The sequence below is a fragment of the Serratia bockelmannii genome (assembly GCF_008011855.1).
Lineage (GTDB): Bacteria > Pseudomonadota > Gammaproteobacteria > Enterobacterales > Enterobacteriaceae > Serratia > Serratia bockelmannii.
Genome location: NZ_VOUX01000005.1, coordinates 55,779 through 80,619, shown reverse-complemented (window position 1 = coordinate 80,619; position 24,841 = coordinate 55,779). Strand labels below are relative to the sequence as shown.

At 59.4% G+C, this 24,841-nt stretch carries 24 protein-coding genes; 12 read left to right on the top strand and 12 right to left on the bottom strand.

From position 1 onward, the window contains the following. Positions 1–3 precede the first annotated feature (3 nt). A complete protein-coding gene (gene mfd, locus FOT55_RS09150; RefSeq protein ID WP_147823386.1) occupies positions 4–3,477 on the top strand; it encodes a transcription-repair coupling factor in 3,474 nt (1,157 codons plus the stop codon). A gap of 32 nt (positions 3,478–3,509) precedes the next feature. Here the strand turns inward: mfd and FOT55_RS09145 are convergent, their stop codons facing one another. Beyond that, positions 3,510–4,610, bottom strand: a complete 1,101-nt coding sequence (locus FOT55_RS09145; protein WP_043141520.1) for a GGDEF domain-containing protein — start codon at positions 4,608–4,610, stop codon at positions 3,510–3,512. A gap of 198 nt (positions 4,611–4,808) precedes the next feature. Here FOT55_RS09145 and FOT55_RS09140 point away from each other — a divergent pair, with 198 nt between their 5' ends. Both FOT55_RS09140 and dauA read left to right on the top strand, forming a co-directional pair. Beyond that, entirely contained in the window at positions 4,809–5,294 is a 486-nt protein-coding gene (locus FOT55_RS09140) for a heme-degrading domain-containing protein (protein WP_025302499.1), read from the top strand. 232 nt (positions 5,295–5,526) lie between these two features. Beyond that, a complete protein-coding gene (dauA, locus tag FOT55_RS09135; RefSeq protein ID WP_060442610.1) occupies positions 5,527–7,215 on the top strand; it encodes a C4-dicarboxylic acid transporter DauA in 1,689 nt (562 codons plus the stop codon). Positions 7,216–7,262: 47 nt separating this feature from the next. Here dauA and kdsA read toward each other — a convergent pair whose 3' ends face one another. Genes kdsA through hemA form a run of 6 tightly spaced genes read right to left on the bottom strand, consistent with a single transcriptional unit; the run spans position 7,263 to position 12,637 of the window. Next, positions 7,263–8,117, bottom strand: coding sequence for a 3-deoxy-8-phosphooctulonate synthase (kdsA, locus tag FOT55_RS09130; protein ID WP_025302497.1), 855 nt, complete (start codon positions 8,115–8,117; stop codon positions 7,263–7,265). A gap of 58 nt (positions 8,118–8,175) precedes the next feature. Next, on the bottom strand, positions 8,176–8,985 hold the full coding sequence (gene sirB1 / locus FOT55_RS09125) for an invasion regulator SirB1 (RefSeq protein ID WP_016928096.1): 810 nt from the start codon (positions 8,983–8,985) through the stop codon (positions 8,176–8,178). Then, entirely contained in the window at positions 8,982–9,383 is a 402-nt protein-coding gene (locus tag FOT55_RS09120; protein ID WP_169541429.1) for a SirB2 family protein, read from the bottom strand. The genes sirB1 and FOT55_RS09120 overlap by 4 nt, the downstream gene beginning before the upstream one ends. 41 nt (positions 9,384–9,424) lie before the next feature. Next, positions 9,425–10,258 (bottom strand): peptide chain release factor N(5)-glutamine methyltransferase, encoded by an 834-nt coding sequence (gene prmC, locus FOT55_RS09115; RefSeq protein WP_025302495.1) that lies wholly within the window; start codon positions 10,256–10,258, stop codon positions 9,425–9,427. Continuing rightward, positions 10,258–11,343: a peptide chain release factor 1 gene (gene prfA / locus FOT55_RS09110; RefSeq protein ID WP_016928099.1), complete on the bottom strand. Its 1,086-nt coding sequence runs from the start codon at positions 11,341–11,343 to the stop codon at positions 10,258–10,260. The genes prmC and prfA overlap by 1 nt, the downstream gene beginning before the upstream one ends. 31 nt (positions 11,344–11,374) lie before the next feature. Next, positions 11,375–12,637 (bottom strand): glutamyl-tRNA reductase, encoded by a 1,263-nt coding sequence (hemA, locus tag FOT55_RS09105; protein WP_025302494.1) that lies wholly within the window; start codon positions 12,635–12,637, stop codon positions 11,375–11,377. Between the two features lie 467 nt (positions 12,638–13,104). Here hemA and lolB point away from each other — a divergent pair, with 467 nt between their 5' ends. The 3 genes from lolB (at position 13,105) to prs (ending at position 15,713) form a co-directional block, all read left to right on the top strand. Next, entirely contained in the window at positions 13,105–13,728 is a 624-nt protein-coding gene (lolB, locus tag FOT55_RS09100) for a lipoprotein insertase outer membrane protein LolB (protein WP_025302493.1), read from the top strand. Beyond that, complete coding sequence (gene ispE, locus FOT55_RS09095; protein WP_049207164.1) at positions 13,725–14,591, top strand: 4-(cytidine 5'-diphospho)-2-C-methyl-D-erythritol kinase; 867 nt, start codon at positions 13,725–13,727, stop codon at positions 14,589–14,591. Before lolB ends, ispE begins: the two co-directional genes overlap by 4 nt. A 174-nt stretch (positions 14,592–14,765) precedes the next feature. Then, on the top strand, positions 14,766–15,713 hold the full coding sequence (prs, locus tag FOT55_RS09090) for a ribose-phosphate diphosphokinase (protein WP_004941061.1): 948 nt from the start codon (positions 14,766–14,768) through the stop codon (positions 15,711–15,713). A 185-nt stretch (positions 15,714–15,898) separates the two neighbouring features. On the opposite strand, the gene ychH is transcribed toward prs, so the two are convergent. Continuing rightward, the gene (ychH, locus tag FOT55_RS09085) at positions 15,899–16,177 is read right to left on the bottom strand and encodes a stress-induced protein YchH (protein WP_025302491.1); all 279 of its coding nucleotides are present in this window, start codon (positions 16,175–16,177) and stop codon (positions 15,899–15,901) included. Between the two features lie 301 nt (positions 16,178–16,478). Between ychH and pth the strand changes: the two genes are divergently transcribed. Further along, positions 16,479–17,069, top strand: coding sequence for an aminoacyl-tRNA hydrolase (pth, locus tag FOT55_RS09080; RefSeq protein ID WP_004941053.1), 591 nt, complete (start codon positions 16,479–16,481; stop codon positions 17,067–17,069). 37 nt (positions 17,070–17,106) lie between these two features. On the opposite strand, the gene FOT55_RS09075 is transcribed toward pth, so the two are convergent. Then, positions 17,107–18,636 (bottom strand): SulP family inorganic anion transporter, encoded by a 1,530-nt coding sequence (locus FOT55_RS09075; RefSeq protein ID WP_025302490.1) that lies wholly within the window; start codon positions 18,634–18,636, stop codon positions 17,107–17,109. 334 nt (positions 18,637–18,970) lie between these two features. Between FOT55_RS09075 and ychF the strand changes: the two genes are divergently transcribed. Continuing rightward, positions 18,971–20,062: a redox-regulated ATPase YchF gene (gene ychF, locus FOT55_RS09070; RefSeq protein WP_049211448.1), complete on the top strand. Its 1,092-nt coding sequence runs from the start codon at positions 18,971–18,973 to the stop codon at positions 20,060–20,062. A 274-nt stretch (positions 20,063–20,336) separates the two neighbouring features. Then, on the top strand, positions 20,337–20,879 hold the full coding sequence (locus tag FOT55_RS09065) for a hypothetical protein (RefSeq protein ID WP_147823385.1): 543 nt from the start codon (positions 20,337–20,339) through the stop codon (positions 20,877–20,879). A gap of 73 nt (positions 20,880–20,952) precedes the next feature. Here the strand turns inward: FOT55_RS09065 and FOT55_RS09060 are convergent, their stop codons facing one another. Continuing rightward, complete coding sequence (locus tag FOT55_RS09060; protein WP_072070360.1) at positions 20,953–21,174, bottom strand: hypothetical protein; 222 nt, start codon at positions 21,172–21,174, stop codon at positions 20,953–20,955. Between the two features lie 134 nt (positions 21,175–21,308). Then, positions 21,309–21,755 (bottom strand): tautomerase family protein, encoded by a 447-nt coding sequence (locus tag FOT55_RS09055; protein WP_147823384.1) that lies wholly within the window; start codon positions 21,753–21,755, stop codon positions 21,309–21,311. Positions 21,756–21,921: 166 nt separating this feature from the next. Here FOT55_RS09055 and FOT55_RS09050 point away from each other — a divergent pair, with 166 nt between their 5' ends. After that, positions 21,922–22,416 carry a winged helix-turn-helix transcriptional regulator gene (locus tag FOT55_RS09050; protein WP_147823383.1) on the top strand — a complete coding sequence of 165 codons (495 nt, stop codon included), beginning with the start codon at positions 21,922–21,924 and terminating at the stop codon, positions 22,414–22,416. A gap of 7 nt (positions 22,417–22,423) precedes the next feature. Here FOT55_RS09050 and FOT55_RS09045 read toward each other — a convergent pair whose 3' ends face one another. Continuing rightward, positions 22,424–23,104: a helix-turn-helix domain-containing protein gene (locus FOT55_RS09045; RefSeq protein WP_238476097.1), complete on the bottom strand. Its 681-nt coding sequence runs from the start codon at positions 23,102–23,104 to the stop codon at positions 22,424–22,426. A 375-nt stretch (positions 23,105–23,479) separates the two neighbouring features. Here FOT55_RS09045 and FOT55_RS09040 point away from each other — a divergent pair, with 375 nt between their 5' ends. After that, the gene (locus FOT55_RS09040) at positions 23,480–24,013 is read left to right on the top strand and encodes a fimbrial protein (protein ID WP_049209198.1); all 534 of its coding nucleotides are present in this window, start codon (positions 23,480–23,482) and stop codon (positions 24,011–24,013) included. A gap of 59 nt (positions 24,014–24,072) precedes the next feature. Beyond that, on the top strand, positions 24,073–24,825 hold the full coding sequence (locus tag FOT55_RS09035) for a fimbrial biogenesis chaperone (protein WP_230490452.1): 753 nt from the start codon (positions 24,073–24,075) through the stop codon (positions 24,823–24,825). The last annotated feature ends 16 nt before the right edge of the window (positions 24,826–24,841 follow it).

Genomic DNA, 24,841 nt, shown 5'->3' with positions numbered 1-24,841 from the left:
TGAATGAGCACTTCCGATAGCCGTAACCGTTCTTCATCCCCTCGTTATTCTCTGCCCGATCGCGCGGGCGATCTGCGCCAACTGGGGCAACTGACCGGCGCGGCCTGTGCCGTGGAATGCGCCGAGATCGTCGAACGCCACCCTGGCCCGGTGATGCTGATCGCGCCGGATATGCAAAACGCCCTGCGGCTGCGCGACGAGATCCAGCAGTTCACTGACCAGATGGTGACCACGCTGTCCGACTGGGAAACCCTGCCGTACGACAGCTTCTCGCCGCACCAGGAAATCATCTCAGATCGTTTGTCGAGCCTGTATCACCTGCCGACCATGGCGCGCGGCGTGATCATTCTGCCGGTCAACACCCTGATGCAGCGCGTCTGCCCGCACGAATTCCTGCACGGCCACGCGCTGGTGATGAAGAAAGGCCAGCGCCTGTCGCGCGACAAGCTGCGCGCGCAGTTGGAACAGGCCGGCTACCGCAGCGTCGATCAGGTGATGGAGCACGGCGAATTCGCCACCCGCGGCGCGCTGCTCGATCTTTACCCGATGGGCAGCGATGAGCCTTACCGCATCGACTTTTTCGATGACGAAATCGACAGTCTGCGTATCTTCGACGTCGATACCCAGCGCACGCTGAGCGAAGTCGAGGCCATCAATCTGTTGCCGGCCCACGAGTTCCCCACCGACAAGAACGCCATCGAGCTGTTCCGCAGCCAGTGGCGCGAGCAGTTTGAGGTGCGTCGCGACGCCGAACACATCTATCAGCAGGTCAGCAAAAGCGCCTGGCCCGCCGGTATCGAATACTGGCAGCCGCTGTTCTTCAGCCAGCCGCTGCCGTCGCTGTTCAGCTACCTGCCAGGCAATACGCTGATCGTCAACACCGGCGATCTGGAGGGCGCCGCCGAGCGCTTCTGGCAAGACGTCAATCAGCGTTACGAAAGCCGCCGCGTCGATCCGATGCGCCCGCTGTTGGCGCCGGATACGCTGTGGCTGCGCGTTGACGCGCTGTTCGGCGAGCTGAAGGCCTGGCCGCGCATCGCGCTGAAAACCGATGAGCTGCCGGCCAAGGCCGGCAATACCAATCTGGACTACCATACCCTGCCCGATCTGGCGGTGCAGGCGCAGCATAAATCCCCGCTGGATAATCTGCGGCGCTTTATCGAAGGCTTCGACGGCAGCGTGATTTTCTCCGTCGAGAGCGAGGGGCGGCGTGAAACGCTGCAGGATCTGCTCGGCCGCATCAAGCTGGCGCCGGCGCTGATTCAGCGCCTCGATCAGGCGGAAACGGCGGGCCGTTACATGATGGTCGGCGCCGCCGAACACGGCTTCCTCGACGGCCTGCGCCAGCGGGCGCTGATCTGCGAAAGCGATCTGCTCGGCGAGCGCGTCAGCCGCCGCCGGCAGGATAACCGACGCACCATCAATACCGATACTCTGATCCGCAACCTGGCGGAGCTGCATCCCGGCCAGCCGGTGGTGCATCTGGAGCACGGCGTCGGCCGCTACGTCGGTCTGACCACGCTGGAGGCCGGCGGCATCAAGGCCGAATACCTGATCCTCTCCTACGCCGGTGAGGACAAGCTGTACGTGCCGGTTTCTTCGCTGCATCTGATCAGCCGTTATGCCGGCGGCGCGGACGAAAACGCCCCGCTGCACAAACTGGGCGGCGACGCCTGGACGCGCGCGCGGCAGAAAGCCGCCGAGCGGGTGCGCGACGTGGCGGCCGAGCTGCTGGATATTTACGCCCAGCGCGCCGCCAAGGCCGGTTTCGCCTTCAAACACAACCGCGAGCAGTACCAGCTGTTCTGCCAGAGCTTCCCGTTCGAAACCACGCCGGATCAGGAACAGGCGATCAACGCGGTGCTGAGCGACATGTGCCAGCCGCTGGCGATGGACCGCCTGGTGTGCGGCGACGTCGGCTTCGGCAAAACCGAAGTGGCGATGCGCGCCGCCTTCCTGGCGGTGGAAAACGGCAAGCAGGTGGCGGTGCTGGTGCCGACGACGCTGCTGGCGCAGCAGCACTTCGACAACTTCCGCGATCGCTTCGCCACCTGGCCGATCCGCATCGAGATGATGTCGCGCTTCCGCAGCGCCAAAGAGCAGCAACAGGTGCTGGACGACGCGACCGAAGGCAAAGTGGACATCATCATCGGCACCCACAAACTGCTGCAGAGCGATCTGCGCTGGAAGGATTTGGGGCTGCTGATCGTCGATGAAGAGCACCGCTTTGGCGTGCGCCACAAGGAGCGCATCAAGGCGATGCGCGCCGATGTCGATATCCTGACGCTGACCGCCACGCCAATCCCGCGGACGCTGAACATGGCGATGAGCGGCATGCGCGATCTGTCGATCATCGCCACTCCGCCGGCGCGCCGCTTGGCGGTGAAGACCTTCGTGCGCGAATACGACAGCCTGGTGGTGCGCGAGGCGATCCTGCGCGAAGTGCTGCGCGGCGGCCAGGTTTACTACCTTTACAACGACGTGGAAAACATCGAGAAAGCGGCGCAGCGCCTGGCTGAGCTGGTGCCTGAAGCGCGCATCGCCATCGGCCACGGCCAGATGCGTGAACGCGATCTGGAGCGGGTGATGAACGATTTCCACCACCAGCGCTTCAACGTGCTGGTGTGCACCACCATCATCGAAACCGGCATCGATATCCCCAGCGCCAACACCATCATCATCGAGCGGGCCGATCGCTTCGGCCTGGCGCAGCTGCATCAATTGCGCGGCCGCGTCGGGCGTTCGCACCATCAGGCTTACGCCTATCTGCTGACGCCAAACCCGAAAGCCATGGGCACCGACGCCCATAAACGGCTCGAGGCCATCGCGTCGCTGGAAGATCTCGGCGCCGGGTTCGCGCTGGCAACCCACGATCTGGAGATCCGCGGCGCCGGTGAGCTGCTGGGTGAAGACCAGAGCGGCCAAATGACCACCGTCGGTTTCTCGCTCTATATGGAACTGCTGGAAAGCGCCGTCGACGCGTTGAAAAACGGTCGCGAACCGTCGTTGGAAGATCTCACCAGCAGCCAGACCGAGGTAGAACTGCGCATGCCGACGCTGCTGCCGGAAGACTTCATTCCCGACGTCAATACCCGCCTGTCACTGTATAAGCGTATCGCCAGCGCGAAGAACGACGGTGAGCTTGACGAGTTGAAGGTCGAACTGATCGACCGCTTCGGCCAGCTGCCGGATGCGGCGCGCAACCTGTTGCAATGCGCGGCGCTGCGCCTGCATGCGCAGAGGCTGGGGATCAAACGCATCGAGAGCAACGAGCGCGGCGGCTTTATCGAGTTCGGCGACAACAACCGCGTTGACCCGGGTTATCTGATCGGCCTGTTGCAGGGCAATCCGCAGGTTTACCGCCTGGACGGCCCGAGTAAGCTGAAGTTCACGCTCGATCTGGCCGATCGCCAGAAACGCCTGACGTTCACCGAAGAGCTGCTGAACGCCTTCCGCGAACACACGCTGGCGGCCTAAGGCAACGCCCCCGTCGCTCCGACGGGGGCGGCTTATCCGCGCGGAAAACCGGCGCCCAGCGGCGCCAGCTGCATCACGCGGCTGGTCACCACCCGGTTTTTGCCGCTGCGCTTCGCCTCGTACAACGCTTCGTCGGTCATGGCGATTGCCTTGTCCAACGTCATGCCGGGCAGATACAGCGACACGCCGATGGACATCGTGATGTGCGCTTCGTCGTGTGCATTCAGCAAGAACGTCGAGCTTTCCACCGCGCTGCGAATACGTTCGGCTACCCCACCGATGACCTGCGGATCGTAGCTGGCGGTGATCACCATAAACTCCTCGCCACCGTAGCGCCCGACGAAGTCCTCGTTACGCACGCTGTTTTGCAGCAGCCGACCGACGCTGGCCAGCAGCACGTCACCGGCCGGATGACCGTAGGTATCGTTGATGCTTTTAAAGTTATCCAAATCGAGGATCATCAACCCGCACGGGCGACGCTCGGCACGCTGCAGCATCAGCTGATAATCGACGCTGGCGCGGTTGTTGATGTGGGTCACACTGTCGGTCGTGGCACGCGCACGCATCGCGAAATAGGCGTAGATGTGGCGCTCTTTGAAATTCAGCGCATGATAGCAAATCGCCAGACAGAGCGCGGAGACCGCCTGGTACAGCAACACATCCGGCCACAGCCCGCTCATGTCCACCAGCAGCCACACCACCGCGATGCGATACAGCGCGATAATGCCGATCGTCAGGTAAAACGTCCGGTGGGATTTTTTCAGCCACACCTGCGACAGCAGCAGCGGCGCGATGATCGAGGCGATGAACAGGTTATCGACGGTGAAACCGCCGGTCAGCGCCATGGCGAACAGAAAACTCACCAGTCCGCTGACGCCGCCGCCGAAGAACGTCACCAGTATCATCGGGATCATCGCAAAGCTGTAATGTACCTTATCGGTCAACACCAGCCGATCCTGACTCAAATACAGCACCGCCACCCCGGCCAGCAGGCCGAACACGACGCGCTTCCACAGTGCGGAACGGTAGGAAAACGGGGCATTCTTGCTGAGAACGAAATAGCTTACCGACAGCGTGGCATAGGTGATGCAAGCGTCGCTGTAAAGGGTGGAAATGGACGCAATGTAAGTCATAAATAGTCAGCGCGCTCCTCGGGATCGCCAGGGGTAATGTAAAGACGTTGAATAACGCATCCCTGTCGTCTCCGCTTCGGCGGCGGCCATTTTACACAGTCTATTAATAGAGTAGCAGTTCTATCTTATCGCCAAGCCGTCTATCTCACGATGCTCGCTTCAGGCTACTCTGTCCTTTGTATATCGGGGGAGAAACGCATGAATATCGACGATGAACTGCAGGCGCTCAGCGAACAGGAAGCGACGCTGGCCTTTACCCATTTTGACGCCACCACCGCCTGGGAGCTGGGCGCGGCGCTGAAAACCGCCGCCGAGCGACGCGGCCTGAGCATCGCCATCGAAATCCAACTGGCCGGGCAGACGCTGTTTTATTACGCCATGCCGGGCGCCACGCCGGACATCGCCGACTGGGTGCGGCGCAAGCGCAATCTGGTGAACCATTTTCACAAAAGTTCTTACGCCATCGGCCTGCGTCTGCAGCAGCGGCAAACGTCGCTGGAGGAGCGTTACGGGCTGAGCGTGCGCGACTATTCGGTGCACGGCGGCGCCTTCCCGCTCACCCTGACCGGCCTCGGCTGCGTCGGCAGCATCAGCATTTCCGGCGCGCCGCAGAAGGAAGATCACCAGCTGTTGGTAAGCACTTTAGCCCACTTTCTCGGCTTATCCCTACCCGCTCTGCACTAACCGCCAAAACCTTGATGATTCCTTTCTTTTTCAGCCGCAGAATCTGCGGCTTACTTACCTCTTAACGGCATTTAGCGCCGGATAAAACGACGACTCTCTGATTTCCTGTGCCAAATTGACGCAGGTCTGGTAATCCGCTGAACAAAAGGCGTATGGTATCTGTCACGTGACAAGACGGACCTCATCGGGCCCGCCATTCCTTTCACTTTTGAAGATTTGGTACGCACCGTAGATGAAAACGCATGAAATAAACAAAATTCGCCCCTTCAGCGCGCTGATAGATGCCTGCTGGCGGGAACCTTATAGCCTGGCGCGGTTGCTGAAAGACGCCATCGCCGGGGTGACGGTCGGTATTATCGCCATTCCGCTGGCGATGGCGCTGGCGATCGCCAGCGGCGTGCCGCCGCAGTACGGCCTGTATACCGCCGCCATCGCCGGCATCGTCATCGCCGTCAGCGGCGGTTCGCGCTACAGCGTCTCCGGCCCCACCGCCGCCTTCGTGGTGATCCTCTATCCGGTCTCGCAGCAGTTTGGCCTGGCCGGCTTGCTGGTCGCCACGCTGATCTCCGGGGTATTTCTGCTGCTGATGGGGCTGGCGCGCTTTGGCCGGCTGATCGAATACATTCCGCTGCCGGTGACGCTGGGCTTTACCTCCGGCATTGCCATCACCATCGCCACCATGCAGATCAAGGACTTTTTCGGCCTGCAGCTGGCGCACACGCCGGAAAATTACGTTGGCAAGCTGTACGCCCTGCTGCAGGCGCTGCCGACGCTGGATTTCGGCGATACCCTAATCGGCGCGGTGACGCTGCTGATCCTGATCTTCTGGCCCAAGCTCGGCCTGCGGGTGCCGGGCCACCTGCCGGCGCTGCTGGCGGGCACCGCGCTGATGGGGCTGCTGGCGCTGTTTGACCACCCGGTGGCAACCATCGGCTCGCGCTTCAGCTACCTGCTGGCCGACGGCAGCAGCGGCCAAGGCATTCCGCCGATCCTGCCGCAGCTGTTGCTGCCCTGGGATCTGCCGGGCGGCGGCGGGCAGCCGTTCACTCTGAGTTGGCAAACCGTCTCCGCCCTGCTGCCGGCGGCGTTTTCGATGGCAATGCTCGGCGCGATCGAGTCACTGCTGTGCGCCGTGGTGCTCGACGGCATGACCGGCAAGAAGCATAACTCGAACAGCGAACTGATCGGCCAGGGCGCGGGCAACATCATCGCGCCGTTCTTCGGCGGCATCACCGCTACCGCCGCGATTGCCCGTTCGGCGGCCAACGTGCGCGCCGGTGCCACCTCACCGGTATCCGCCATCATCCACGCGCTGCTGGTGCTGTTGGCGCTGCTGGTGCTGGCGCCGTGGCTCTCTTATCTGCCGCTGGCGGCGATGGCGGCGCTGCTGTTGATGGTCGCCTGGAACATGAGTGAGGCCCACAAGGTGGTTTACCTGCTGCGCCGGGCGCCGAAGGACGACATTCTGGTGCTGCTGCTGTGCATGTCGCTGACGGTGCTGTTCGACATGGTGATCGCCATTACCGTGGGCATCGTGCTGGCTTCGCTGCTGTTTATGCGCCGCATCGCCCGCATGACGCGGTTGAGCGAGCTGAGTGCCGGCGACGGCCGCCTGGTGCTGCGGGTGAACGGCCCGCTGTTCTTCGCCGCCGCCGAGCGCATCTTTACCGAACTGCTGGCGCGCAGCGAAGGTTACCGCACGATCGTGCTGCAATGGGATGCGGTGCCGGTGCTCGATGCCGGCGGTCTGAGCGCCCTGCGTCGCTTTATCGACGTGCTGCCGGCGGACAAGAAACTGGTGATCACCGACGTGCCGTTCCAGCCGCTGAAAACCCTGGCGCGTGCGCGGGTGCAGCCGATCGAGGGCCGCTTGCAGTTCTATCCGACCCTGCCGGAAGCGCTGGCGGCCACCGGCGCCTAAACGTAAAAAAGCCCGACGAGTCGGGCTTTTTTTATGGCGACGAGCGCTTAGTTGCTGGTATCCAACTCCGGGAAGCTCTTCACCAGGTCGTCGATGGCTTTCATCTGCGCCAAGAACGGCTCCAGCTTGTCCAACGGCAGCGCGGAAGGACCGTCGCACTTGGCGTTGTTCGGATCCGGGTGCGCTTCGAGGAACAGGCCGGCCAGGCCAACCGCCATGCCGGCGCGCGCCAACTCGGCCACCTGAGCGCGGCGGCCGCCGGACGCGGCGCCGAACGGATCGCGGGTCTGCAGCGCGTGGGTCACGTCGAAGATCACCGGATGGCCGCCGGTCACGTTCTTCATCACGTTGATGCCCAGCATGTCGACCACCAGGTTGTCATAACCAAAGTTGCTGCCGCGATCGCACAGGATCACCTGGTCGTTGCCGCCTTCTTTGAATTTGTCGACGATGTTGCCCATCTGCCCCGGGCTGACGAACTGTGGCTTCTTGACGTTGATCACCGCGCCGGTTTTCGCCATCGCTTCCACCAGATCGGTCTGACGCGCCAGGAAGGCCGGCAGTTGGATCACGTCAACCACTTCAGAAACCGGCTGCGCCTGCGCCACTTCATGCACGTCGGTGATGATTTTCACGCCGAAGGTTTTCTTCAGCTCTTCGAAGATCTTCATCCCTTCTTCCAGGCCCGGACCGCGGTACGAGTGGATGGAAGAACGGTTGGCTTTGTCGAAAGAGGCTTTGAATACGTAAGGAATGCCCAGTTTTTGCGTCACGGTGACGTAGTGCTCGCAGATGCTCATCGCCAGATCGCGCGATTCCAGCACGTTCATACCGCCAAACAGCACAAACGGCAGGTCGTTTGCTACGTCGATGTCGCCAATGCTAACCACTTTCTGTTTCATGCTTTCGCCTTTGTTAAGGTTGTAACCGTCGCCTTGCAAACTGCACGGAGTCATTGAATTAATGCAGCGTCACCTGTTTCGGCTCAATCGAGTGGATCTGTACTTTGATCACTTCGCTGACCGGGTCTTCAGGACACTGCTCGACAAAATAGTTGAGATCGGAAATCGCGATGTGGTTGCACTCCAGCTGGGCATAAATCAGCCCGCGGTCGCGGATCTCGTAAGGATCTTCCGGATCGAAGCACAGCACCGTTTCGCTGGTGCGCAGCGCCATTTCCAGCTGCTTTTCTTCCATCAGGGCGGCCTTCAGCGTATCCAACATCTTGCGCACCACCATGATGTTCTCCGACTCGTCGAGGTCGTCGTCTTCCAGTTCGGCGCCCAGCCCCAGGTTGCCCTTGATCCACACTTCCAGCTGGTGCTCGCTCAGGGTTTCGCCGTTCAGCGGGTTGATCAGCCACAGCTCTTCGTCCAGCCAATCGGCGCGCAGGATCAGCTGAGTGGGGAAAATCACCGGCAACAGAGGCAGATCCAGCGCGTTGGCGATGTGCAGGAAAATGGTGCCTAGCGAGACCGGCGTGCCCTGCCGCCCTTCCAGCACCTTGTCCAGCCAGATGGCGTCCGACAGGCGGTAAACGCCGCTGGCGCCGCCGAACCCCCAGGTTTTGTAGAACAGTTCGATGAGCGCATCCAGTTGCTGCTCCTGAGTGATATCGACCGGCACCGCCGCACGCGCTTCATCCACCAGCTGTTGCAGCTTGCGCTCCACGTCGGCAGCGGGAAAATCGCGCCGCACCGACTGCGACACCAGGATCACCCCTTCGCTCAGCGGCGAGGTGTTAAATTCAAAATCAGCAATGCTACTCATAGGTATCCCATCAGAAACGGTATTTTCGTCGTGGCAAGTTTAATTATCAGATACAGACAGCCCAACGCCAGCATGAACGCCACGGTTCGCAGCCGCTGACTTTTGGTCTTCTTGCCCAATGCGACGTAGCCAAGCAGGATATAGATAATAACGCCAAACAGCTTCTCGGTCAGCCATGAGTCCATACCCAGCAGCGGATAAAACCCGAACGTCACCACCAACGCGATGCCGCTGACGAACAGCAGCGTGTCATTCAGGTGCGGCGCTACCTTGACCCAGCGGCGGCCCATGATCGGCGAGCGGCGCCACTGCCAAAAGAAACGCAGCACAAACAAGGTAATACTGATGGCGACCGTCAGCAAATGGAAATGTTTCAACGCGGTGTATGCAGTCATGATGCTCCCTTAAATAGCCCGGGCGTCGTTATTATGAGTGGCGCTTATCCCGGCCATTGGCCGAGCGTCACGCGGTCGTTGTCGCCGTAATCACGGTGGGTGGCGACAGCGGAAAATCCGGCGGCCTGCAGCAGCGCGCGCACGCTCTCGCCCTGCTGCCAACCATGTTCCAACAGCAGCCAGCCCTGCGGCTGCAAATAATGCGGCGCCTGGCGCACGATGGCGGCCAAATCCGCCAGCCCGTGCTCGGCGGCAACCAGCGCGCTACCGGGTTCAAAGCGCACGTCGCCCTGCGACAAATGCGGATCGGCGGCGTCGATATAGGGCGGATTGCTGGCGATCAGCGCGAAGCGTTGCCCCGCCACCGGCGCAAACCAGCTGCCCTGTAGAAATCGGACGTTGTCGATCTTCAGCTTGTGCGCATTGTGCTGCGCCAGCGCAACCGCCTCCGGCTGCACATCGATGCCGATAGCCGAACAATCCGGGCGCTCACTGGCCAGCGCCAGCGCGATGGCGCCGGTGCCGGTGCCAAGATCGAGGAAATGGCAGGGTTGCGGCGGCAGGCGCGCCAGCGCCAGTTCCACCAGGCATTCGGTATCAGGGCGTGGGATCAGCGTCGCCGGCGAGACCGACAGCGGCAGCGACCAAAACTCGCGCTCGCCCACCAGATAGGCCACCGGCTCACCGCGTTCGCGGCGCGCCAGCAGCGTCTCCAGCTGCTGTTGCTGCGGCGGCGTCAGCAGGGTTTCCCCGAACGCCATCAGGAAGGTTCTGGCCTTGCCGGTCACGAAACCCAACAGGATTTCCGCGTCGCGCCGGGCGCTGTCGCTGTGGGTCAAACGCGCGGCGGCGGCTTTCAGCCAGTATTGATAATCCATCACTCTTGCTCGGCGGACAGCGCAGCCAGCTGATCGGCCTGATACTCCTGCACGATCGGCTGGATCAGCATATCCAGTTTGCCTTCCATCACTTCGTCCAGACGGTAGAGCGTCAGGTTGATGCGGTGGTCGGTTACCCGCCCCTGCGGAAAGTTGTAGGTGCGGTTGCGGTCGGAACGATCGCCGCTGCCCAGCAGGTTGCGGCGAGTGGACGCCTCGGCCTGCTGGCGCTTGGCCATCTCGGCGGCGCGAATGCGCGCGCCCAGCACCGACATCGCCTTGGCTTTGTTTTTGTGCTGCGAACGTTCGTCCTGGCACTCCACCACGATGCCGGTCGGCAGGTGGGTGATGCGGATCGCCGAGTCGGTGGTGTTAACGTGCTGGCCGCCGGCGCCGGAGGAGCGGAAGGTGTCGATTTTCAGATCGCCCGGGTTGATGTCCGGCAGCTCGGCTTCCGGCACTTCCGGCATCACCGCCACGGTACAGGCGGAGGTGTGGATGCGCCCCTGGGATTCGGTTTCCGGCACGCGCTGCACGCGGTGCCCGCCGGATTCAAACTTCAGCTGACCGTACACGCCATCGCCGGAAACTTTGGCAATCACTTCTTTGAAACCGCCGTGTTCGCCTTCGTTGGCGCTCATCACCTCGACACGCCAGCGGCGGCTTTCCGCATAGCGGCTGTACATGCGGAACAGATCGCCGGCAAAGATCGCCGCCTCATCGCCGCCGGTGCCGGCGCGCACTTCGAGGAAGCAGCTGCGCTCATCGTCCGGATCTTTCGGCAGCAGCAACACCTGCAGCTGCTGCTCCAGCGCTTCGCTGGTCGCCCGCGCCTGTTTCAGCTCTTCCTGCGCCATCTCGCGCATTTCCGGATCGTCCAGCATCATTTCCGCCGTCTCCAGATCCTCCTGCACCTGACGCCATTCCAGGAAGCAGCGGCTGACGTCGGTCAGCTGCGCGTATTCTCGCGACAGCGCGCGGAACCGGTCTTGCTCGGCGATGACGCCGGCATCGCCGAGCAGCGCCTGCACTTCTTCATGGCGCTCTTGTAACGCTTCCAGTTTGGCAACAATAGAAGGCTTCATGCGTGGTAATAAACCCTGTTAATAGAGAAAACTAATGCTGATCCAGCCCGAGGCTGTCGCGTAATAACTGCAACCGCTCCACGTCGCCGTCGCCGGCGGCCTGCTGGAGGGATTTGGTAGGGGCATGAATAAGACGGTTGGTCAGTTTATGGGCCAGCTCGTGAATAACCTGCTCCACGTTGGCGCCCTGCGCGATGGCGGCCAGCGCTTTGGCCTCCATTTCCGCGCGAATTTGGTCAGCCTGCGAACGGTAGTCGCGGATGGTTTCCACCGCGCCCTGCGAACGCAGCCAGGCCATGAAGTTGATGCTTTCCTGCTGCACGATCGACTCCGCCTGCACCGCCGCCGCTTTGCGCTGCGCCAGGTTGCTTTGAATGATGGCGTGCAGATCGTCCACGCTGTACAGATAGGCGTTGGCCAGTTTGCCGACTTCCGGCTCGATATCGCGCGGTACGGCGATATCCACCAGCAGCATCGGCTGGTTGCGGCGCGCCTTCAGCGCGCGCTCCACCATCCCCTTACCGATGATCGGCAGCGGACTGGCGGTGGAACTGATGATGATGTCGGCGTCCGCCAGGCGTTCGTCGATCTCCGGCAGGGTGATCACTTCCGCGCCCACCTCGTCCGCCAGCAGCTGCGCGCGCTCGCGGGTGCGGTTGGCGATGATCATGTGCCGCACTTTGTGTTCGCGCAGGTGGCGCGCCACCAGCTCGATGGTTTCACCGGCGCCCACCAGCAAGACGTTGAGATCGGCCAGCGATTCGAAGATCTGCCGCGCTAGGGTACAGGCAGCAAACGCTACGGAGACCGCGCTGGCGCCGATTTCGGTTTCGGTGCGCACGCGCTTGGCGACGGAGAAGGATTTCTGGAACAGACGCTCCAGCTCGCCGGACAGCGACTGGCCGCGTTGCGACTCGGCGAAGGCCTTTTTCACCTGGCCGAGGATCTGCGGTTCGCCCAATACCAATGAGTCCAACCCGCTGGCCACCCGCATCAGATGGCTGACCGCGTCGTTGCCCTGATGCCAGTACAGGCTTTTCTTCACCTCTTCCGGGCGCAGGTTGTGATATGCGCACAGCCAGGCGACCAGCTGCTCGTGCATGTGTTCCTGTTGCTCTACGCTGAGGTACAGCTCGGTGCGGTTGCAGGTGGACAACACGACACCGCCCTGCACCAACGGTTGTTGGAGCAAGCTGGTCAGCGCCTCATCGATGGACTCTGGCGAGAAGGTCACCCTTTCACGCAGAGAAACCGGAGCGGTTTTGTGATTTATACCTAACGCCAGCAGGGTCATTGCTTCGAGTAATACTTATCTTGGTACGGGTTCTCGTTGAACGGCATTCTACTTGATGCGCGGGATCAATAAAAGTAACAACCGCATCTTCCGTTCAATCGCTGTCATAGATGACATCAATTAATGAATAAGCAATAAATACAGCGGGATAAATAGTCATAGGCTAGGTTGATTGCTTAAATTTTAGCGCAGTTTGCGATAACGCGCACGCTATTCGGCGTACGCAACGGCGGCGTTTGCGCAACTCCGGCACCGCTTATCGGGCGCGCCTCCCCGCCTTTAGGCGATTGTGTTACGCTTAATGGCGACCCCGACGCGCGTACCGGGTTGGCATTGCGCCGGCAAAAGCGGAAAGATTCAACGCGATGCAGCAAAAAATTGACGCGCCGCCGCCGCCCCGTTAGCGTGAGCGCTGAATCCGGGTTTCGTCGCGCATGCCCGCAAGGACAAAAGGACAAGAGAAAGTTATGCCAATACGCAAAGTTAGTTTGCTCCGTCTGATCCCGCTGGCCAGCCTGGTGCTGGCCGCCTGTACCACCACCAAGCCGACCGGCCCGGCCACCAGCCCGACTTCACCGCAGTGGCGCGCCCATGAGCAGGCAGTGCAACAGCTCAGCACCTATCAGACCCGCGGCTCCTTCGCCTACTTGTCTGATCAGAAAAAAGTCTACGCCCGCTTCTTCTGGCAGCAGTTCTCGCCGGAGCGCTACCGCCTGCTGCTGACCAACCCGCTGGGCAGCACGGAAATGGATCTCAACGTGCAGAAAAACGTGGTGCAGCTGACCGACAACCAGGGCAAACGCTACGTCAGCGACAACCCGGAAGAGATGATCCGCAAGCTGACCGGCATGGCGATCCCGCTGAACAACCTGCGCCAGTGGATGCTCGGCCTGCCGGGCGAAGCCAGCGATTTTGCGCTGGATGACCAATATCGCCTGAGCAAGCTGACCTACCAGCAAGGCGGCCAGACCTGGAAAGTGGATTACCAGGGCTACAGCAACGAGGTGCAGCCGACGCTGCCGAACCGCCTGGAGCTGCAGCAGGGCGACCAGCGCATCAAGCTGAAGATGGATAACTGGACGCTCAAATGATCCGCCAGTGGCCCTCCCCCGCGAAACTCAACCTGTTTTTGTACATCACCGGCCGTCGTGAAGACGGCTATCACCTGCTGCAGACGCTGTTCCAGTTTCTGGACTACGGCGATACCCTGACCATCGACCCTCGCCAGGACGACCGCATTCATCTGCTGACGCCGGTCGACGGCGTTCCAGACGAGCAGAACCTGATCGTGCGCGCCGCCCGCCTGCTGCAGCGCTATTGCGATGAACGCGGCCTGCAAACCGCGCCGCGCGGCGCCGACATCAGCATCGACAAGCGCCTGCCGATGGGCGGCGGTTTGGGCGGCGGTTCCTCCAACGCCGCCACCGTGCTGGTGGCGCTGAACGAACTGTGGCGCTGCGGTCTTGGCGACGACCAACTGGCAGCGCTGGGGCTCAGCCTCGGCGCCGACGTGCCGGTGTTCGTGCGCGGCCACGCCGCCTTCGCCGAAGGCATCGGCGAGCGCCTGCAGCCGGCCGAGCCGCAGGAAAAATGGTATCTGGTGGCGCATCCTGGCGTCGGCATCCCGACGCCGGTTATCTTCGGCGACCCCGAATTAAAAAGAAACACCCCGGTTCGCTCCTTAAGTGAGCTGTTGCAGGCGCCGTACGCAAATGATTGCGAACCGATCGCAAGAAAACGTTTTCGCGAGGTTGAACAGCTTCTTTCATGGCTGTTAGAATACGCCCCGTCACGCCTGACTGGCACAGGTGCTTGTGTGTTTGCTGAATTCGACACAGAAATCGCCGCCCGTCAGGTGTTAAATCAAGCCCCGGAGTGGTTGTGTGGTTTTGTAGCGCGCGGCGTTAACGTCTCCCCACTACATCGCATTCGTTCCGGGCGGTTTGAGTCGTAGCCCAACGTTTCGCTGCGCAGGGTCATGCACACCTGGCCCTGTTATCCCTGCGCTGCCTGCGGTCTCAATTTTAGTTTTACATACCCGTATGTATATTGCGCCGGCGTCGCCGACTGCCCCTTGGCGATGTCGCATGACAATATCTTCTCTGGACGCAAGCCTGAGGTTCTTCTCGTGCCTGATATGAAGCTTTTTGCTGGTAACGCCACCCCGGAACTAGCACAACGTATTGCCAACCGTTTGTACACCAGCCTTGGTGACGCCGCTGTAGGTCGTTTTAGCGACGGCGAAGTGAGCGTGCAAATCAACGAAAATGTACGCGGCGGTGATATTTTCATCATCCAGTCCACCTGTGCCCCGACCAACGACAACCTGATGGAACTGGTTGTGATGGTCGACGCCCTGCGTCGCGCCTCCGCAGGTCGTATTACCGCCGTTATCCCTTACTTCGGCTATGCCCGCCAGGATCGCCGCGTGCGTTCCGCGCGTGTACCCATCACCGCCAAGGTGGTTGCCGATTTCCTCTCCAGCGTAGGGGTTGACCGCGTTCTGACGGTGGATCTGCATGCTGAGCAGATTCAAGGCTTCTTCGACGTACCGGTAGACAACGTGTTCGGCAGCCCGATCCTGCTGGAAGACATGCTGCAGCAGAACCTGGAAAACCCGATCGTGGTTTCCCCGGACATCGGCGGCGTAGTGCGTGCTCGCGCCATCGCCAAACTGCTGAACGACACCGACATGGCCATCATCGACAAACGCCGCCCGCGCGCGAACGTTTCTCAGGTGATGCACATCATCGGTGACGTGGCAGGCCGCGACTGCGTGCTGGTCGACGACATGATCGACACCGGCGGTACCTTGTGTAAAGCGGCTGAAGCGTTGAAAGAACGCGGTGCCAAGCGCGTATTCGCCTACGCGACGCACCCGATCTTCTCCGGCAACGCCGTGGACAACATCAAGAACTCGGTGATTGATGAAGTGATCGTCTGCGACACCATTCCGCTGTCGCCGGAAATCAAGGCACTGAAAAACGTTCGCACTCTGACCCTGTCCGGCATGCTGGCTGAAGCCATCCGCCGCATCAGCAACGAAGAGTCGATCTCTGCGATGTTCGAGCATTGATTCGTCGTCTTTCCGGTGCGGTGCCCACCGTGCCGGAAAGATAGCGAGCCCGACACCAGAAAAAGAAAAACCCGTTGGTGCGTGAGCAACAACGGGTTTTCTACTCGTAGTCCAACATGACCTCAGACCTTAATGCACGGCAGATATTCCCTTGCCCTGCTCTTGCTTCCCTTCTGATTTTTTAATCAATGCGACGAACGATGTTGGTCGTTACGGCACCGTTTATCAAAGTGTTTTACCCACCAGTAGCGATCCGCCACCTGCTCGCGGCCGCCTATACGCGCGCCCACCAGCCATAACAGCGCGCCGACGAAGATACTCATGATGGCGCCGTGGGCGAAAAATTGCGGTAAATTGAACTGGGAAACTTCAGCAATAATGGAGTATCCAACGCCGCCGATCATCACGACCAGCCCCAGCCCCATAAAAAAGTTGCCCATTCTGTCCGCGCTTCTACGTTTCATATGCCACCTCCATGATTGCCATGTGCCAACCGGGATAACGCTGCAACTTGTTAACCCACTTTGATAAGTTAAGTATAGTCCTTGTTATGGCAAGGGGATTGCGGAGGCGATCACAAATGGTAAAGAATTATTGACACTTCTTAACACGCCACTGAAAATTAGCAGACAAATTGAATGATTCAGCTAATGAATCATTCGTCTTTCTTACCAACGCCGAAGGCAGAGATCGGATTTTGTCATTCACCGCCCCGACAGGTAGACTAAGGCCCTTTCCATTACCCTGATCATAGTGAATCTCCCAGTGAGCAGTATTAAATTGATAGTCGGCCTGGCCAACCCGGGCGCGGAATACGCCCAGACACGCCACAACGCCGGCGCCTGGTACGTCGATCTGCTGGCACAGCGCCACAATCAGCAGTTGAAAGAAGAGAGCAAGTTCTTCGGCTACACCGCCCGTTTGAATCTGGCGGGCAACGACGTGCGCCTGCTGGTGCCGACCACCTTCATGAACCTGAGCGGCAAAGCGGTGCTGGCGATGGCCAATTTCTACCGCATCGAACCCAACGAGATCCTGGTGGCGCACGACGAGCTGGATCTGCCGCCCGGCGTGGCAAAAATCAAGCTCGGCGGCGGCAACGGCGGCCACAACGGCCTGAAAGACATCCAAAACAAGTTCGGCAATAACCCGAACTTCTACCGCCTGCGCATCGGCATCGGCCATCCGGGCGACAAGAACAAGGTGGTGGGCTTCGTGCTCGGCAAGCCGCCGGCCAGCGAGCAGAAGATGATTGACGAAGCGATCGACGAGTCGCTGCGCTGCACCGAGATGCTGATGAAGGACGGGCTGGAAAAAACCGTTCAGCGCCTGCACAGCTTCAAGGCGCAGGCCTGAACCTTACCGCAGCGGGCGCCCTGCCCGCTGCCGGCTTTTAGCCGCGCGGGTTGAAGGTCTCCTCGCCCACGCGGCGATCATCGGCGGCGAACCCCTCTTCCGCCACGTAATACTGCGGATCGTCCAGTTCATGGCTGCAAAACGGCCCGGCGCGCTTGAGCAGGCGCACGCAGTCACCGCTCAGGTGGCGCAGACGAATGCTTTTCCCCGCCGCCAGATAACGCGCCGTCAGCTTATCGATCGCTTCTACGCCGCTGGAATCCATCACCCGGGTGCCGGCAAAGTCCAGCACCACGTTCTGCGGATCGCCTTGCGGCTCGAACAGCTCGGCAAAAGCCGCGGCCGAGCCGAAGAACAGCGGACCATCGAGCCGATACACCGCCACGTCGCCCGTCACCTGCCGCTGGCGCACGCGGATGCGTGCCTGCTGCCAGGCGAACACCAGCGCCGAGATAATCACCCCGCTGATCACCGCCACCGCCAGATCGGTAAAGATGGTGATCAACGTGACGGCGATCATCACCAGCGCGTCCGCCTTCGGCATACGACGCAAACGGCGCAGCGAACTCCACTCGAAAGTGTTGTAACACACCACCAGCATCACCCCGGCCAGCGCCGCCACTGGCAGCAGGCCGATATAGCGCGACAGGCTAACCACAAATAAAATCAGCAGGATAGCGCCCACCGTGCCGGAGATGCGCCCGCGCCCGCCCGAGGTGAAGTTGATGATCGACTGGCCGATCATCGCACAACCGGCGAAGCAGCCGAACAGGCCGCACACCGCGTTACCGGCGCCCTGCGCGATGCTTTCGCGGTTACCGTTGCCCTTCTTGCCGCCCATTTCATCCAGCACCGTCATGGTCAGCAGCGATTCAATCAAACCGACCAGGGCAATCACTACTGCATAGGGTAGCACCACCCGCACCATCTCCAGGGTAAACGGCGCCGTCGGCAGGCTGAAGTGCGGCAGCGCGCCGGAAATGTCCGCCAGATCGCCCACCCGCAGCGTATGCAGATTGAGGCCGATCGCCAACGCCGAAACCACCAGCAGCGCCGCCAGCGAAGACGGAATGGCTTTGGTCAGGCGCGGGAACAGCACCACCACCGCAATCGCCAGCGCCACCAGGCCGTACATCAGCGGCCCCTGCCCGGCGATCATCTTCAGCTGCGCCAGCATGATGACGATCGCCAGGCCATTGACGAAGCCGTGGATCGCCGGCAGCGGCACCAGGCGAATGAACTTGCCCAGCCGGAAGGCGCCGATCAGGATTTGAATCCCCCCGGCAAACAGCGTGGCCCACAGCACGTAACCCATGCCGTACTGCGCCGCCAGACTCATCAGCACCACCACAATGGAACCTGCGGCGCCGGAAACCATGCCCGGCTTGCCGCCGAACAGCGCCGTGACCAGGCCGATAATAAACGCGGTATGTAAACCGACGATCGGCGAAAGACCGGCGACCAGCGAAAAGCCGACCGCCTCGGGGATCATCGAAACCGCCACCACAAAGCCCGCCAGGACTTCATTTTTAACGTCCGCGATCCTGACGTTACTCAGGTTAAACATGCATTATTCACTTATGACAGATGACATCATCTCCCCGCGTAGCGGGTATGGGGTACCGCAAGGGGCGGCAGACTGCAGGCGGGCACAGCTCAGGGTGGCGTAGGCAAGAAATACATCCGGCGCGTTTCCTGTCGGTTAATCGGAACGGCCAGTATGGTTAAATGTGATCCAAATCTCAATCAAAAACCGGTCGCCCGCGCTGCATTCGCCCCGGCCAAGCAAGTCTGATCGAGATAAACGCCCATTACGTGTATAATAGCGGCATTATTTTGCCCTTTATGCAGTTGGTTAAATCTAACAGACTGATAGTTAAGATATTTAAGGTGATTACAACATGGGATTCAAATGCGGTATCGTCGGCCTGCCTAACGTAGGCAAATCCACCCTGTTCAACGCGTTGACCAAAGCGGGCATTGAAGCAGCCAACTTCCCGTTCTGCACCATTGAACCGAACACCGGTGTGGTGCCGATGCCCGATCCGCGTCTGGATAAGCTGGCCGAGATCGTCAAGCCGCAGCGCATTCTGCCGACCACCATGGAATTCGTCGACATCGCCGGCCTGGTGAAAGGCGCGTCCAAGGGTGAAGGCCTGGGCAACCAGTTCCTGACCAACATCCGCGAAACCGAAGCCATCGGCCACGTGGTGCGCTGCTTCGAGAACGACAACATCATTCACGTCAACAACAAGGTCGATCCGGCCGAAGACATCGACGTGATCAACACCGAACTGGCGCTGTCTGACCTGGACACCTGCGAGCGCGCCATCCACCGCGTGCAGAAGAAAGCCAAAGGCGGCGACAAAGACGCCAAAGCCGAGCTGGCGGCGCTGGAGAAATGCCTGCCGCACCTGGAAAACGCCGGCATGCTGCGCGCGCTGGATTTGAGCGACGAAGACAAAGCGGCGATCAAATACCTGAGCTTCTTGACCCTGAAGCCAACCATGTACATCGCCAACGTCAACGAAGACGGCTTCGAGAACAACCCGTACCTGGACACCGTGCGTAAAATCGCCGACGCCGAAGGCTCCGTGGTGGTTGCCGTGTGCGCCGCCGTGGAATCCGACATCGCCGAGCTGGAAGACGAAGATCGCGACGAGTTCATGGCAGAACTGGGCCTGGAAGAGCCGGGCCTGAACCGCGTGATCCGCGCCGGTTACGAGCTGCTGAACCTGCAAACCTACTTCACCGCCGGCGTGAAAGAAGTGCGCGCCTGGACCATCCCGGTCGGCGCCACCGCCCCGCAGGCGGCCGGCAAGATCCACACCGACTTCGAGAAAGGCTTTATCCGCGCGCAAACCATCGCCTTTGACGACTTCATCACCTACAAGGGTGAGCAAGGCGCCAAAGAAGCCGGCAAAATGCGCTCAGAAGGTAAAGACTACATCGTCAAAGACGGCGACGTGATGAACTTCCTGTTCAACGTCTAACCCTACCCCGCAGCGTATCTCTCGGCTGCTGGAAACGGAAAAATCCACGCTTCGGCGTGGATTTTTTTTGTCTCGCGATTCCGCGTGTTAGCGCTCTGGATAAGAATCTAATGTCAAAGGCACAACGCACTGAACGTTACGATGAGCAACGGACAGTTTTATTTAGTAGAGCCCCTCATCCAGCATGATTGAATTTTATGCTACTTAATACTTCCGCAACTGCAGTAAGATAGTTCCCTATTGGATATGAGTAAGCTAGACAGGGATAATAGCGATGCCTCTACCTAACCGAATGAGACCCACAAAAGTCAGTAGCAAAAAGATCAATGAGCTGGCAAACAAAGTTAAGCAGATACTTTCAAGAATTGACGAAGGTTTTGACGAACAAGATTCCGTTTTAGAAGCAATGATAGTCGAATGGAACAGCCAGGTTGCATGCCCCTATGCGTTTTCAGATTTCAGAGATTTCTCCTCCTGGACCAGTGCCAAGGAGTTCACCCACATGGCTTTCAATCTGGAAAAATTCTATGTGGATTTTACCTGGGATGAATTGGTTCAAACACTTCGCTGTGTGTCTGATGCCAAAAGTAAGGAATCCGAACAAAATTTCGCTCTTGCACTGCTTGAGAAAAATTTTGATGGCAATCCATCAGACCTCATTTTTTGGCCGGATGAATGGTTCCAGGATCCTGATATGTTCCATGTTGACCTGACAACCGAAGAGATTGCCGGCTATTTAATGGCCCGCTCTGGCAGGCATTTAGCTGATGCGCCTGAAATAGAGTTAAAGTATCCCATACCCATGATTAATCCTTAATCAACGCGCCCTCCACTTCTTTTCAATTTGAACGCTGAATGTGGAGTCCGTATATCACCCACAGCGGCCTCAGCTAAAGGCTTTCCATATAGTTGAATGCGTTCATCAGCTCTTCTTCAGTTAACGGTGATTCCAGATTTGAGCCTGACTCTTTCTCAACTTTTATCAGAAGCTCACTGCGAGTCATTCCCAATCGGTTCGCCACATGGTTAGCACAACTGCGCGCGTGAGACGCTCTGTGTGCCAGCGACATTGCTGTATTCAACACTTTTTTCCTCGCTGATGAATGAGACATGGCTTCTCCCTGCAAGCGACATTTTTATCCATTCTAACACTTCCGAAAAACAGCCTCTTGGAGGCTGCCTTTCAATTTTTTTCGGCAGATACAGTACGCATTATTTCATAGTCCACAAGCATTACCGGTGCTCATTATGTCCATTTCTCGCGGTTATCCCCCTCCCACGCCGAAGGCCGATTCTCGCTGCACCACTTCTCGCCTGCCGCCGTCCCCGGCGCCGGCGGTTTTAATCCGTCAATCGTCCACAGCGAGAACGGCGTTTCATCGACGTGCAGTTCCCAGCGCAACCCGCGGGCGGCGATGTAGGGTTGCAGGATGCGGGTGCAGGCCGCCAGGAATTGCTGCTGCTCCGCGTCGTTGTCCATGGCGCGCGCGATGTGGTCGATGGTCACACGTACGAAATCATCGGCCGGTTCGCCGCCGAGATAGGCCGAACCTGGCGGCAGCGCGTGGAAGAACACGTTGACGTAAAAGCGCGGCAAAAAATCCTGGTACAGGGCGGTGACCTTCTGCGCAATCGCGCGTTTATCGGCGGCGCTGAAGGCCGGCTCAGGATGGTAAATCTGCCACAGTGGCATAACGTTTTCTCCTCGGTGAAGGCGTGGGTTTCCGGCCGGCGTTCAGGCCATCAGCCGCTGTTAAATATACACTCCAATAATAAGAGTAATAACTCCAATTATTGAAGTTATCAAGCCGAGGCGATAAAATTATCCGCATTCGGGCGTCAAACAGAGGTAAAGCAACGTGAAAGCAAAAGGGTTTGAAGGCATGACGTGCTCGGTGGCGCACGTGCTGTCGGCATTGGGCGATCGCTGGGGTGCGATCCTCATGCGCGATCTGCTGCTGGGGCTCTCGCGCTATGACGATTTGCGCCAGTCGACCGGTATCACCAACAATACGCTGACCGATCGGCTCAAGGCCCTGGAAAACCATGGCCTTATCGAAAAGCGGCAATACCAGACGCGCCCCGATCGTTACGAGTACCTGCCGACGGAGAAGGGAAAAGATCTCGGGCTGCTGGTGATGGCGATGATTCAGATTGGCGACAAATGGAATCTGTCCGAGCTGGCCGGGCCGCCGCTGCGCGTGGTTGACCGCGTAACCGGCCACCCTGCCACCCTGCGCGCGGTGGATGCCGTGACCGGCGAATCGCTGCCGCCGCAAAACCTGGCGCTGGCGGCCGGGCCCGGCGCCGATGAGAGCACGCGATGGCGGCTGGCCGTCGGCAAAACCCGCTAACGGTGCGCTACAACAGCGCTATCATCTTCAGTAGTTCGACCCGATTGCGGATGCCGAACTTTTTGCCGGCATTGTTGAGGTGCGAATAAACGGTTTTCGGGTGCAGGTTAAGCCGCCGAGCGGTCAGGCGGATATCTTCGGTGCGGGCGGTTTCACACAGCACCGCCGCTTCGCCAGGCGTGATCGCCGCCGCCCGCTGCCGGTTCACCACGTGCCGTTCGCTCGTCTCCTGGTGGGCCAGCGTTGCGCAGGTCTCTCGCACCACCTGTAGCGCTTCCCGTTTGTGCAAAATCGCATCCGGCTGCGCCGCCGCGATAAATGCCAGGATCAGCGGCGAAGTCTTATCGACGAAGAACAATATCCGGACATTTTTATATTCAGCGCGGCAAAGGTGAATAAACGTCAAATAGGCTTCGAACCGATAAATTTCATGGGGAAAATCCATGATAATTAAACCAGGCGCCGGGCTTATATTTTTAATAATATTAATATTGGGAGAGGATAAGGTTATCACCCCACCGCCTAATAATGTTTTCATGCCCAACCGGCACAGCGGTGAACCGTCGATATAAATCACTCTCACTTTAATTCTCCTTATCAGCATGGACGCATGCTTCCACACCTCAGGCGGCTTGTCGCTGCTCTTTTTTGGGGTAATTCGCCTGCAAAGCACACCGATATAAAACATCTTGATAACATGTTTTTCAAATAATCAGGCAACCGTCAGCACGTTGATTAATACGCAAAAAAGGCATGAATGTTTCAAATTATTTCAATCACAAAAACTGGTAATCCAATAAAATCGCAACGCAATGATATAGATCTATTTTCTATTTTGTATGATATAAGCGCAAATGAAAAAAAATGTAACAGCAGGCTTTCTCGTCTTATTGCCTTATTCAAAACACCTATAGGGAAAATTCTTAGTTTGTTAGGATGAAAATCCATGTTTGCCGACGCGTTTAAAAAACAATTGCGCAACATGATTAACCCACAACCGCACGTCAGTAATTTATTACTGTCAGGAAAGCTTTTCTCTAAAGTAAATTAAAGGGCATTTCACATGAATGTTAAATTAGTCGCATTATCCATGCTGGCTCTCTCCGGCACCTGTGCGGCCGCTTCGTCCAATACGGTGCAATTTAAAGGCGAAGTCAGCACGCAAACCTGCTCGGTGAATATTAACGGCAACCAATCCAACCCGGTCGTTCTGCTGCCGACCGTCGCCGCCAGCAAGCTCGCCGCCAAAGGCGCCACCGCCGGCGACACCACCTTTACCGTCAACGTGACCGGCTGTGCGGCCGCAACCAGCGATACGGCGATCAAAACCGTGCTGGCGGGCAACAACCCAACCACCAACGGCAACCTGGGCAACGCGGGCGATGCGGCCAAAGTGTCCATTCAACTGCTGGACAGTGACGCCACCACGCCGCTGTCGTTCGCCAGCGGTTCGACCGTCACCACGTCGGCGATGACGCTGGCGAAAGACGCCACCTCCACCTCGCAGAACCTGGTGGCCCGCTACTACGCGGAAGACACCGGCGTGGCGGCCGGTTCGGTGATCGCCACCGCACAGTTCGCCATTAGCTACAAATAAGCCGGCGTCAGGCGCCATACCTGTTGATGCCAGCGCCGCCCTTCGCCGGGCGGCGCTGAATGACTCGCTCCCTTTATCGGTTCACGTTTATGCCGCAGATAACCCGCTCCGCCCGCCGATGGGCCGCCCTGTCGCTTTGCCTGATAAGTTTTGCCGCTACCCACGCGTCGGCCAGCGTGACGCTGCTCGGCAACCGCGTGATCTACCCCGCCGAGGCACGGGAAAAAACGTTGCAGTTCACCAACGACGACGGCACCCCGGCGCTGATGCAAATCTGGCTCGACATCAATAACCCCAAATCCACGCCGGAAAACGCCGATGCGCCCTTTGTCGCCTCGCCGCAAATCTTCCGCATGAATCCGCACAGCGGGCAGATGGTGCGGCTGTCGTTCGTCGGCCAGCCGCTGCCGCGCGATCGCGAATCGCTGTTCTACCTCAACTTCCTGCAGGTGCCCGCGGTGCGCCAGACGGACAGCGACAAAAACAAACTGCTGCTGGTGGTCACCAATCGGCTGAAGGTGTTCTATCGCCCCGCCGGGCTGGCCGGTGACGCCAACCACGTTATCGATCGGCTCAGCCTGCGCCAGGCCGGCAACGCGCTGCACGTCGACAACCCGACCGGCTACTACGCCAACGTCAGCCAGGCCGCGATCCTCAGCGGCGCGAAACGCACCGTGATCCCGCAGGCGGATCTGATCCCGCCGTTTTCGCAGGCCAGCTGGCCGGTGAACGGGGAGGTGCGGCAGGTCGCACTGCGCGTCATCAATGACTATGGGGTGGAAATCACACGCACCCTGAGCGTCGCGCGCTGACGCCAGACAGGGAGGT